Consider the following 12,187-nt stretch of genomic DNA (forward strand, 5'->3'; position numbering starts at 1 on the left):
ATTCTTTTTGATATTTTAAACGAGACTAGAGAATCAAACTTCTGCAGGTAGTTAATTCCATAGTAGCTGTAACATTTGTGAGACGATACAGATGCTATTTTGTTACAGTATGACAATTTTGTATGAAATGGGATCGCAGATCTATTTTACTGTTGTACTAAATCCAATACCAGTAGAGTTAAAACTTAAGCGGCTTTTCTCAGTCTCTGAATCGTATTTTTTTTGAATCTGAATTCTTTTGCCTGCAATCTCTCCTAATTTATCTACCCCATATTTGGCAACAGCATATAAAAAGGTCTTCTTCCCATTCTTTTCAGGAAGACTTGATTTCCATTCCATTCCTAACTGATTCAAACCGGTTTTTTGAGCAATCATTTCGTTTGGTGAAATTTTGGAATATTCCAGATTCACCTTTTGTTTTTTATTATCAAGAGGTTTCTCTATTGGTGCTAGATTAATTTTTGGAACACTTACTTTAACAATTTCATTTTCAATCTCATTTTTAAGAGGAATTCGAGAAGAATGAACTACTACAGATTTCCCAACTTTAATTTTTTTAGTATTAGATTTATTCTTGGCTAAGGAAGCATATGCAAAAGGAGTTATGTTGTCCTCCTTTTTTACTTCCACCTTATTAAGAACAGGAGGGGGAAGTATTTTAACAGGAACATTTGATTTTACAATTTCAGGATTGGATTTCAAATTAGGATTATTCCAAATGGAAAAAAACAGGAGAACAGAGGCTGCGATTCCTGTGCCAAAGAACCAGAATGGTATCAATTTACTTTTCTTTTGAAGCTCACTTTTATCCGGATACCCTATAGATAAATCCGGAATAGCAATGCTCTTTTCATAGGAATTCCAATCTTGCCTATAAGCTTTATTGGCGGATATAAATTCATTGAAAGCTATCGCTTCGTCAGCATCCAAATCTCCCTCAAGTTTTGCGACACAATAATCATCAAATTCACTTCGAAAAGGTATAGATTGTAGCTTTTCCTTATTGAAATTTATCTGCTCGCCAGGAAGAATGAACAAATCCATTTCTTCCAGTTCCAGGCGTAAATGAGGATAGCGACAAAGAAATTCATCTAACAAAAGATGCTCCTTCTTACTTAGATTCCCTTCCAAATAATCCAAAAAGAAGGTCTCATAATTATATAATGTAATTTTCCTCATTTACTTCTTTGCTATACTATTGTCTCGATTTTTCCAATGAATTTTTTTAAATGTTTTCTGGCTCGATAGATATATACTTTTACCTGCGATTCGCTCAAATCTGTAATTTTTGCAATTTCCTGATAGGTATAACCCTCATAATCTCTCAATAAAATAACGGAGCGTTGAATTTCTGAGAGTCTGTCTAATGCTATGTTGAGAATTTCCTTAATATCACAGTATTGATCCACATGTGAATAATCGCATTCCTCCACTCTATCAAAATCTTCAATTCTTTTCTCTTTTCGAATCATATCAATCATGGTATGATAAGCTGTGGTGAATAAATACGACTTTACCTTATCCGGATTTATCTGATCTTTATTTCTCCATAATTTTTCAAAACTATCTTGCACCACATCTTTCGCCTTATCCTCATTTTTCAAATTTTTGAGGATAAACCGAAATACCGCATCAGCATACAGGGATACGACTCTATTGTATTGAGCAAGATTCATATTGGCAAGTAGTCTGTTTTAAGACGATTTATTCTTATTAAAAGTTACAGGCTTTTTATTATCTTCGACAAAGAAACCATTTTACGATTCCCTCCAAAGAACTATCTAATCATTTTCATGATAAAGTATTAAAATTAAAACAACCAATTACATGAAGAAAATATTTTTTTCATTATCGATTTTTGCAATTGTATTTTCATCTTGCAGCAATTGCACAACGACTAAAACCACACGAACAAATCCAAATGAACACCTTGTAATGTCCACTCTCTGGTATCAACGAGCGTCGGAATGTCGTGCTCTTTATTATCAAGCATTTAATATCGCCAAAGTTTCGCTGGATAATTATATGGAGACGAAACAAGGAAATAAACCCCTTGCTGTGGTTGTGGATATTGATGAAACAGTTTTGGATAATAGTCCTTTCGAAACCAATTCTATCCGTAGTGAGAAAAATTTCTCCTCTCAAGCATGGAAAGAATGGACGGATAAAGCAAAGGCTGGGGCAACTCCCGGTTCATTGGAATTTTTAAAATATGCTGCGAATAATGGTGTGGAAACTTTTTATATTTCAAACAGAGATACTTCTGCCACAAAAAGCACACTTTCCAACCTTAAAAAATTAGGATTTCCCTATGCCGATTTTCAACATTTGCTTTTAAAAACAAATACCAGCCTTAAAACAACTCGAAGAAATAAAGTGATGAAAACGCATAATATTGTTCTTTTAGCTGGAGATAATATGGGAGATTTTGATGGATTATTTGAGGATCGATCCAATAACTTTGGTTTTGTTCAAGTTGATTCATTAAAAGATTTATTTGGCAAACGCTTTATTATCTTACCAAATCCAATGTATGGCTCCTGGGAAAGACAGGTATTAAAAAGTAATCAAAAACTAAATAATTCAGAAAAAGAAGAACTCCGAAAGAAACAATTAATAGGATACGAAGAGTTATAATCAAAGAATAGCCCGAAGTAAATCTCGGGCTTTCTTTTCACATTCCCTGTATAAGCTGCTAAAAAATAAATTATCTTTGTGCTTGTTCACTTGAATAAGTTTCCCGACCGCCATGGCTACATCAAACCCTACATTTACACCTACTCCTACTTCGGTATTAGACATAGAGCTTGTGCAAGTCAACCTTAAAATTAATGAAGATAATGGTGAAAATAACATTCCTCAATCTACTATTCAGGATACATCACAAATAAAATTGTTTCAAAATAATTTTCTAGTATGGGATTCTATTGACCAGTCTAATGATTCTACATTTACCTTTCAACAGACTGTACAGCTACCCGTTGGGGAAAAAGGAAAGCCAATTTATAGTCGTAATCACGATTGGATGGTCGCTATTCTTTTATTTGCACTTGTATTATTGGCAGTTGTCAGATTCTCTTTTGCCAAATTTATGAGTCGTGTAATAGCTTCCATCTTTAATTATCAGGTTACTAATAATCTATTTTTAGAGAAAAACCTCAGAAACCTGCGAGGAAGTATTTTCATGAATTCCTTATTTTTTGTGAATGCTGCATTGTTTCTGGTACAATATTACGAGGAGATAGGAAACAGGGCTCCTCAAAAAATAAATCCCCTGCTTTTTCTGTTATTTCTCATCGGTTTACTTATAATATATGCAGCGAAATACGTGTTTATAATGAGTGTAGGATACATTTTTAAATCCTTAAAGGAAAGCCGCGAGTACTTACATACCGTGTTTATTTATAATAAAAATCTGGGGGTTTTTCTATTACCAATAACTCTGAGTGTTCCTTTTATTAACGAATATGCCATATCTCTTCTTCTCTACACCGGATTAATATTAACAATTGGATTCTACATTCTTAGACTTAATAGAGGTCTTAAAATATTAATTCGAAAACATGTTTCAATATTTTATATGATTTTGTACCTTTGTGCACTGGAAATTTTACCCTTAGTGATGATTTATAAACTAATGAAATCATTTGTTTAAGGAAGTGTAACGAATTGTCGAACTAATCCGTAGTATTTTGAGAATCAAGACTATACTGGTTTCACAACCTAAGCCACAAACCGAAAAGTCACCCTATTTTGATTTAGCAGAGAAATACAATTTAAAAATTGATTTCCGCCCATTTATTCAAGTGGAGGGTATTTCTGCTAAAGATTTTAGACAAGAAAGAATCAATATATTAGAGCACACTGCTGTTATTTTTACGAGCAGGACTGCAATTGATCATTTCTTTAGAATCTGTCAGGATTTAAGAATAGTGGTTCCTGACGAAATGAAGTATTTTTGTATCTCTGAATCTACTGCTTTCTATTTGCAAAAGTATATCGTATACAGAAAACGAAAAATATTCTTTGGTGAAAAACGCTTTGAAGATTTAATGGAAATCATTGTAAAGCACAAAGGAGAAAAGTATTTAATTCCATTATCTGACATACACAAACAATCTATTCCGGCACAGCTTGACAAGAATAAAATAAAATATTCGAAAGCAATATTGTATAGAACGGTGAGTAGTGATTTATCTGATTTAGCAGATGTAAATTATGATATTTTAGCATTCTACAGTCCGTCGGGAATTACTTCTCTTCTTCAGAATTTCCCTGAGTTTAAACAAAACAGTACAATTATTGCAGCCTTTGGACCAACAACATCTAAAGCTGTAAGCGATGCTAAATTACGTCTTGATATTCAAGCTCCTATGCCACAGGCTCCATCAATGACCATGGCTTTGGATCAGTTTATTAAGAAATTCAATAAGGAAAATAAAGACAAGTAGTCAAAACCACATCATAATGAAAAAGGGGATATCTTCCCCTTTTTTTGTAGAATGTTTGTACTATGCCATTAAAAAATCGTTTTACTTTTGAGAAAGCTGAACGCCTAACTCATAAAATCCTAATTGGAAAACTTTTTTCTGAAGGAAACGGTTTTATTTGTTACCCATTTCGTATCGTATGGAAGGAAGCAGATCTACATTCCACTTATCCGGCACAAGTAGCCATAACGGTTGCTAAACGAAACTTTAAGAGAGCAGTAACGCGTAATTTACTTAAACGAAGAATAAGAGAAATCTACAGACTTCATAAAACTTCCTTTTACGATGAATTAAGGAGACGCGATATTCAGATTGCCTTTATGGTGGTTTATCTACCTAAAACCATTCTGAAATCAAATGAAATGGAATCTAAATTGATTAAAGCAATTCAACGAATACCTTTAGAACATGACAAGCTTTCTAAAAAACTTAAAAAAGATGATGCTCTTCATCATGATTCTTCCGATTAGGTTCTATCAATACTTTATTTCTCCTCTTACCCCCTCCGCTTGCCGATATACTCCCACCTGCTCTACTTACGCCATTCAAGCATTAAGAAAACATGGCCCGTTAAAAGGATCTTATTTGGCTATTAAACGAATTCTTTCCTGCAATCCCTGGGGTGGACATGGTCATGATCCTGTTCCTTAAATTGGATTGGGAAACTACAATGGTATTTTCTCTACTTAAATGCATTTTTAATTGATATAAAATCACTAAACTGTTGTAACTAAAGTTTGAAAAAACATCCTTTGTTTCAGTTCCTCACATCAAGAATCGCAGGGTTAAGAAATGTTAATGGGCACAAAAATACATTGGGATTAGCTATCTTTGCTTTTATCAATTTACTTTTTGTATAAATTTTAATTGGTAAATTGATGTGAATAATGAGCCTGACGATACTTCGGGGAGGAAAATTAAATATCAATTTAAAAGAAAACATATGAAGCTTCAAAGAAAAACAGGAGCCATTTGGGCAATTGTAATTTTACTGTTTTGTAGTGCAGCATTCTGGGGATTTAGCAGAGACGAGAGAAATTTTGAAATCAGTAAAAACCTGAATATTTATTATACTTTATTTCGCGAACTGAATTTATTTTATGTAGATGAGATAGATCCAGGTGATTTGGTTAAAAAAAGTATGGATGCCATGTTAAGCTCCTTGGATCCTTACACAACTTACATACCGGAAGCTGAAATCGAAGATTTTAAGTTGATGACTACCGGACAGTATGCTGGTATTGGAGCATTAATCAGCAAGCATGATAAGGATGTTATCATTGCAGAACCTTACGAAGGTTTTCCAGCTTTTAAAGCCGGATTAAAAGCTGGTGATGTTTTGTTGGAAATAAATGGGACAAAAGTAACCAATAAAACTACCGAAGACGTCAGCAATTTATTAAAAGGACAAGCCAATGTCCCTTTAAATATTAAAATTAAACGCCCAGGCTACAATAAACCTTTAGATAAAAAGCTGATTCGAGAAAACATTCAACTAAAATCGGTTCCCTATTACGGGATGCTTACAGATTCTATAGGTTATATTCATTTAAATCAATTTACGGATAAAGCTGCAGGAGAAATAAAAGCTGCCTTAATTGATTTAAAATCACAACATGCCAAATCTCTTGTATTAGATTTGAGAGGAAATCCTGGTGGTTTACTTGATCAAGCCATTGATGTTGTAAATATATTCGTAAACAAAGGAGAAGAGATAGTTAGTACAAAGGGTAAAGTATCTAAATGGGATAAAGATTATAAAGCCAGCAAAACTCCTCTTGATCCTGATATTCCAATTGCTGTATTAGTGAATAGAGGATCTGCTTCTGCATCTGAAATTGTTTCTGGCGCTCTTCAGGATCTGGATCGGGGTGTAATTGTTGGTAATCGAACTTTTGGTAAAGGATTGGTTCAAACAACGCGTAATCTTACTTACAATGCTAAATTAAAAGTTACCACTGCCAAATACTATATTCCTAGTGGCAGATGTATTCAGGCTTTAGATTACAGTAACCGAAATGCTGATGGTAGTGTTGGAAAAATTCCTGATTCTTTAATTACTGAATATTTTACAAAAGATGGTAGACCTGTTTATGACGGCGGAGGTATCCTTCCTGATGTTAAAGTAAAAACGGAAATGTATAGTAGTTTAGCAATTAATCTGATCCGTAATTTTATGATTTTTGATTTTGCAACTTTGTATGCTAATTCTCATGAAAGCATTCCTGCAATTAAAGATTTTAAATTATCCGATAAAGATTTTGAGGATTTTACGAAGTTCATTAAGGAGAAGAAGTTTGATTATAAATCGGAAAGTACAGAGCTTCTTGATGCTTTAAAGAAATCAGCCAAAGAGGAAAAGTATTATGAGATATCATCAACCGAATTTGATGCTTTAGCTGCTAAACTTAGCCCAAACCTAGATCGGGATTTAACTCGATTCAAAGATGAAATAAGTGACTTAACTGCTCATGAAATTGTGAAGAGATATTACTATCAAAAAGGTGGTGTTGAATACAGTTTACATGAAGACAAAACCTTAAATAAAGCAATAGAAGTACTTGAAAATAAAACGGAATATACTGGATTATTGAATGGTAGTATAGGTTTACACGCTCGAAAATTAAAATAACTTTAGAATATAACCAACATGAAAAAGCTCATTCCAAATTATTTTTGGAATGAGCTTTTTTCTTTTATTTATCTCTAATTAATGAGCTTCCAGCCAATTCTTACCAACCCCCATATCCACGGTAAGTGGAACCGATAATGCCACCGCATTTTCCATTTCTTCTCGTAAGATGATTTTCATTTGATCTAGCTCTGATTTTAAACAATCAAAGTTCAATTCATCATGTACCTGAATTATCATTTTTGATTTTAATCCTTCTTTCTTCATTCTTTGATCAATATGAATCATAGCCACTTTTATAAGATCAGCAGCTGAACCTTGAATTGGAGCATTGATTGCATTTCGCTCTGCAACTCCCCGAACTATCGCATTACTCGAATTGATATCCTTTAGATAGCGTCGGCGCCCCATAATAGTTTCTACATATTCATCCTTACGAGCTTTCTCGATACTTTCCTCCATAAACTGTTTCACCCTTGGATAGGATTCAAAATAGCCTGTAATAAGCTCTTTTCCTTCATTTCTGGAGATTCCCAATCGCTCTGCCAGACCCCATGCTGAAATCCCATAAATTATTCCAAAGTTTGCCGTTTTAGCTCGACTCCTTTCTTCCTTACTCACCTCCTCCACTGAGATATTATAGATTTTCGCAGCTGTGGCCGTATGAAAATCTACCTGATGATTGAATGCATCAATCATATTTTGATCTTCACTCATATGTGCCATTAATCGCAACTCTACCTGAGAATAGTCGGCCGAGAGAAAAATATGTTCTTCGCTCGACGGGATAAATGCTTTACGGATATATCTCCCCTGCTCTGTTCTGATAGGAATATTCTGAAGATTGGGATTTGTTGAACTCAATCGACCAGTGGCGGCCTCAGCTTGATTAAATGTGGTATGAATTTTACCAGATGATGGATTAACATAGGTTGGTAAAGCCTCTACATAAGTGGATATCAATTTTTTAAGAGATCTAAAATCCAGAATCTTTTGAATAATTTCATTTTTACCTTTAAGCTTGGTTAATACGGTTTCAGAAGTAGAATACTGTCCTGATTTCGTTTTTTTTGCCTTACTGTCCAATTCCATTTTGTCGAAGAGAACTTCACCTAATTGTTTTGGAGATGCTACATTAAAATCAACACCAGCCATCTCTTTTATTTCTTTTTCAATCCTGTCAACCTCTTTATTCAAATCTATTGCATATTCCTTTAAGGTATCAATATCAATTCGTACTCCTCTAAATTCCATATCTGCTAAAATCAGCATCAAAGGCATTTCAACTTTATAGAATAAATCAATCAAACTATTTTGACTCATCAAGCTTTCCAATTCAGTATTAAGCTTAAGATTTATTGCAACTTCCTCGCAGTATAATTCATACTTGATTGGTTCTTCCTCCAGCATTAAGCTCAATTGCTTCTGCTTTGGCTTTGACTTGCCATCAGTTTCCAACATCTGATAATTCAAAATAGATTGCGAAATGAAAGCTAATTCATGTTTTAATTCCGGCTGAATCAGATAATGAGAAATCATTGTATCAAAAAATGCTCCCTTCACATGAACTCCCAGCCAACGCAATGCCAAAATATCACGTTTGCAATCATGACCAATCTTTAAAATTTTTTCATCTTCGAAAATATAGCGAAACTCCTGGGTAACTTTTTTTGCTTCTTCAGAATTTTCTGGAATGGGAACAAAAAAAGACTTGTTGGTCTTAAATGAAAATGCCATTCCAAGTAATTTTGAAGAATTTGGATCAGAATCGGATAAAATTGTTCTAAATGCAAATTCTTTTTGAACGCATAATTCCGCCCTTAAATCAGCTCTAGATTTCTTATTATCAATAATATAAAACTTACAATCCAAAGTATTTATATCGTTAAGAATCTCTTCTTTAACCTCTTTCGACTCCTTATCCATGGATTTTTGATTCTCAGAACTAAAAAGAACCCCTTGATTTTTAAAAACACGATCGGCTAATGTGAAAAATTCTAATTCCTTAAAAACTTCTCTCAATTTACCTTCATCAAAATCTATCAATTTAAATTTTTCATCAATAAAATCTATCGGAACATCCAATGCAATTTTTGCCAAAACTTTTGAAAAACGAACTTGTTCTTCTGATTCAACAATTCTTTCCTTCTGTTTTCCTTTAAGCTGATCGGTATTTTCGTATAAACCATCGATGGATTTATATAGTCCAATTAATTTTTGTGCAGTCTTGGGACCAATCCCCGGACAGCCAGGAATATTATCAGCAGTATCTCCCATCAAACCCAAAATATCAACTACCTGATCGGGGGATTCTATTCCAAAATTCTCCTGCACTTCAGGAACACCCCACACTTCCACTTCTTTTCCTGATCTTTTGGGCTTGAACATGAATATATTCTCACTCACCAATTGGGCGTAATCTTTATCTGGCGTCATCATATAAACAGTAAAGCCCTCTTTTTCGGCTTTCTTCGCAAGAGTCCCAATTACATCATCAGCTTCGTAACCTTCCACATCCATTTCCGGAATATTAAAACCCTGAATAATCGCCTTTATAAAAGGAATAGATTTTCTTAAATCCTCTGGCATCGGAGGTCTTTGGGCTTTGTATTCCTTATACATTTTATGGCGGAAAGTTGGTCCCACCGGATCAAAGATCACAGCAATGTGGGAAGGTTTTTCCTTTTCTAAAACCTCTAATAAAGTATTAGTAAATCCAAGCATCGCTGAGGAATTGATTCCCGTTGAAGTATAGCGTGGATTCTTAATAAAAGCATAGTAGGATCGATATATCAGTGCGAAAGCATCTAAAAGGAATAATTTTTTGGATGGATTGGTAATTGATGAGTGCATATATTCAAAAATTAATTTGTTATGAAACAAAAGTACAAGATAATCGCTCCTGAGCAATTTTCCATTCCCAATTTTATAGTCTGTACTTTTTCTTCGACAATTTTTTGAACCTAAAGAGTAGTATCGTTCATTTAGACTAAAATGAAATAAAACTGAAGAAATAAATATTTACCAATTTTCAGCAAATAAAAAACCCGGAATTTCTTCCAGGTTTTAATCTACATATTTCCTTATCTATAAATTATCTGAAGCATACCATTCTGCAAATGAAGTTGCAGTTTCATGTAATTTTAGGGAATGAAGGTTTACCTCATTAGGTAATTTACTTATAATTCGTTCGGCAAAGTCAGCAATCATATTCTCACAGGTTGGTTGGTAGGGTGTGATAAAAAATCGCTCGAACATTTGAGGGATATTTAATCGCTCCAGATTTGGAGTTGCCTCAGATAATACCAATGCATGATCAAGTTGATCCACTATCTCCTGATTTACAATCCTTTTCAAATCCCCAAAATCCATCACCATTCCAAATTTTGGATTTTTAATATCCTTATTGGGTTCACCAATTACTGTTACAAAAAGAATATAGGAATGTCCATGAATATTTTTACACAAGCCATCGTAATTCCAAAGAGCATGTGCCATCTCAAAATGGAATTCCTTTGTTAATCTTACTTTCGTCATGTTTACATCATAAAAAAAACCAGTTATTACTGGTTTTAAAATTTTATCCAAGAGTGCAATTGCTAATACAATCAACAATGTTACTCAAACTACAATGTTTTAAAAAATAATAAGTGTTCTTACCTTCCCTTTGAGAAGAAAGTACGCCTTTATCTTTAAGAATTCCCAAATGATGAGAAGTTGTAGATTGTTCAATTTCCAATAATTCATGAATTTCTGTTACTGTAAGTCTTTTTCCATCTTCCAGAAACCCCAAAATCGCAATTCTCATTGGATGCGCAATTGCTTTTAACATATTTGCTGCTTGTTCCAATTTTGCAGGTTCTAATTCATTAATTTTCATACCCTAATATTATTCACGTAAATTATTAAATGCAAATATATAAATATATTCTTTTAATCAAGTTCAAAATCATATCGAAATAGTTAAATTTTTCGTCTTGTATATAATTTATTTAAAGTCTTAATAAACTCAATCGTAGAATTCAATTCGACTTATTTACGATTTTATACTTTGTAGAATTTATTAACTTTGATTGCTATGAATTTAAAAATAAGCCCCACAGCTAATATAAAAGCTCCCATCCATAAGGATATGCAGGATTTTGACTTGTATTTTCGCAATGCTCTGAAAAGTAAAATCCGATTATTGGATATTATAAACCGTTATATCATCAAACGGAAGGGAAAAGAAATTCGTCCTATTTTGGTGTTTTTAAGCGCCAAGTTATTAGGCAAAGTAAATCCATCTACTTTTACTGCCGCTGCACTTACTCAATTATTACATACAGCAACTTTAATTCATGACGATGTTGTTGATGAAGCTTATGAAAGAAGAGGGTTTTTCTCTATTAATGGACTTTGGAAATCGAAAGCTGCGGTTTTGGTTGGCGATTATTTGCTCTCCAAAGGCTTACTTATTGCATTAGAAAATAAGGAGTACAATCAATTACAAGTTGTTTCGAATGCTGTTAGAGAGATGAGTGAGGGAGAATTGCTTCAGATGGAAAAATCGAGGAAATTAGACATTACGGAAGCTGTTTATTTTGATATTATTTATAAAAAAACGGCTAGTCTTATTGCTTCATGTACCGAATTGGGTGCTGTATCTGTTGGTGCTTGTGAAAATGACCAGCAAAAGTTACGTTTGTTTGGTCAATATTTAGGCATTGCTTTTCAGATGAAGGATGACCTTTTCGACTATGAAAAGCAGGGAAATATTGGAAAACCAACAGGGAACGATATTAAAGAAAAGAAACTTACGCTTCCTCTTATATACGTACTCAAAAAAATATCAGAAAAGGAGAAGCGTTGGGCAATTAGAATCATCAGAAAACACAATAAAAATCCTGAAAAAGTGGCTCAACTTATTCATTTTGTGAAAGAGAATGGCGGTATTGAATACACCAGAAATAAGATGCTTGAATATAAAAATAAAGCGATAGAAATGCTGGATGAATTTACTGAATCTGATGTGAAATTAGCTTTGCTAAATCTTGTAGATTATACTATATCAAGGAATAAGTGA

Annotated in this window: 12 protein-coding genes; 7 read left to right on the forward strand and 5 right to left on the reverse strand. The window is 33.5% G+C overall.

Annotated features, from left to right (window positions below; genetic code table 11):
- Positions 1–141: 141 nt before the first annotated feature.
- Together DLK05_RS06585 and DLK05_RS06590 are read right to left on the reverse strand one after the other, a co-directional pair.
- Positions 142–1,179: a hypothetical protein gene (locus tag DLK05_RS06585; protein ID WP_127343213.1), complete on the reverse strand. Its 1,038-nt coding sequence runs from the start codon at positions 1,177–1,179 to the stop codon at positions 142–144.
- A gap of 11 nt (positions 1,180–1,190) precedes the next feature.
- Positions 1,191–1,676 carry an RNA polymerase sigma factor gene (locus tag DLK05_RS06590; RefSeq protein ID WP_127343214.1) on the reverse strand — a complete coding sequence of 162 codons (486 nt, stop codon included), beginning with the start codon at positions 1,674–1,676 and terminating at the stop codon, positions 1,191–1,193.
- A gap of 151 nt (positions 1,677–1,827) precedes the next feature.
- Here DLK05_RS06590 and DLK05_RS06595 point away from each other — a divergent pair, with 151 nt between their 5' ends.
- From DLK05_RS06595 to DLK05_RS06620, 6 genes are all read left to right on the forward strand, one after another.
- On the forward strand, positions 1,828–2,637 hold the full coding sequence (locus DLK05_RS06595) for a 5'-nucleotidase, lipoprotein e(P4) family (RefSeq protein WP_127343215.1): 810 nt from the start codon (positions 1,828–1,830) through the stop codon (positions 2,635–2,637).
- A gap of 112 nt (positions 2,638–2,749) precedes the next feature.
- Positions 2,750–3,655: a DUF4271 domain-containing protein gene (locus tag DLK05_RS06600; RefSeq protein ID WP_127343216.1), complete on the forward strand. Its 906-nt coding sequence runs from the start codon at positions 2,750–2,752 to the stop codon at positions 3,653–3,655.
- A gap of 37 nt (positions 3,656–3,692) precedes the next feature.
- Positions 3,693–4,451 carry a uroporphyrinogen-III synthase gene (locus DLK05_RS06605; RefSeq protein WP_127343217.1) on the forward strand — a complete coding sequence of 253 codons (759 nt, stop codon included), beginning with the start codon at positions 3,693–3,695 and terminating at the stop codon, positions 4,449–4,451.
- Positions 4,452–4,513: 62 nt separating this feature from the next.
- Complete coding sequence (locus DLK05_RS06610; protein ID WP_127343218.1) at positions 4,514–4,960, forward strand: ribonuclease P protein component; 447 nt, start codon at positions 4,514–4,516, stop codon at positions 4,958–4,960.
- Positions 4,944–5,141, forward strand: coding sequence for a membrane protein insertion efficiency factor YidD (yidD, locus tag DLK05_RS06615; RefSeq protein WP_235831966.1), 198 nt, complete (start codon positions 4,944–4,946; stop codon positions 5,139–5,141). The genes DLK05_RS06610 and yidD overlap by 17 nt, the downstream gene beginning before the upstream one ends.
- A 292-nt stretch (positions 5,142–5,433) precedes the next feature.
- Positions 5,434–7,122, forward strand: coding sequence for a S41 family peptidase (locus DLK05_RS06620; RefSeq protein ID WP_127343220.1), 1,689 nt, complete (start codon positions 5,434–5,436; stop codon positions 7,120–7,122).
- A gap of 78 nt (positions 7,123–7,200) precedes the next feature.
- On the opposite strand, the gene polA is transcribed toward DLK05_RS06620, so the two are convergent.
- From polA to DLK05_RS06635, 3 genes are all read right to left on the reverse strand, one after another.
- On the reverse strand, positions 7,201–9,975 hold the full coding sequence (polA, locus tag DLK05_RS06625) for a DNA polymerase I (RefSeq protein WP_127343221.1): 2,775 nt from the start codon (positions 9,973–9,975) through the stop codon (positions 7,201–7,203).
- Positions 9,976–10,209: 234 nt separating this feature from the next.
- Entirely contained in the window at positions 10,210–10,659 is a 450-nt protein-coding gene (locus DLK05_RS06630) for a 6-pyruvoyl trahydropterin synthase family protein (RefSeq protein WP_127343222.1), read from the reverse strand.
- 43 nt (positions 10,660–10,702) lie between these two features.
- Positions 10,703–11,002, reverse strand: a complete 300-nt coding sequence (locus tag DLK05_RS06635; RefSeq protein WP_127343223.1) for an ArsR/SmtB family transcription factor — start codon at positions 11,000–11,002, stop codon at positions 10,703–10,705.
- Positions 11,003–11,200: 198 nt separating this feature from the next.
- Here DLK05_RS06635 and DLK05_RS06640 point away from each other — a divergent pair, with 198 nt between their 5' ends.
- Entirely contained in the window at positions 11,201–12,187 is a 987-nt protein-coding gene (locus tag DLK05_RS06640; RefSeq protein WP_127343224.1) for a polyprenyl synthetase family protein, read from the forward strand.

The organism is Ancylomarina longa (assembly GCF_003996985.1).
Lineage (GTDB): Bacteria > Bacteroidota > Bacteroidia > Bacteroidales > Marinifilaceae > Ancylomarina_A > Ancylomarina_A longa.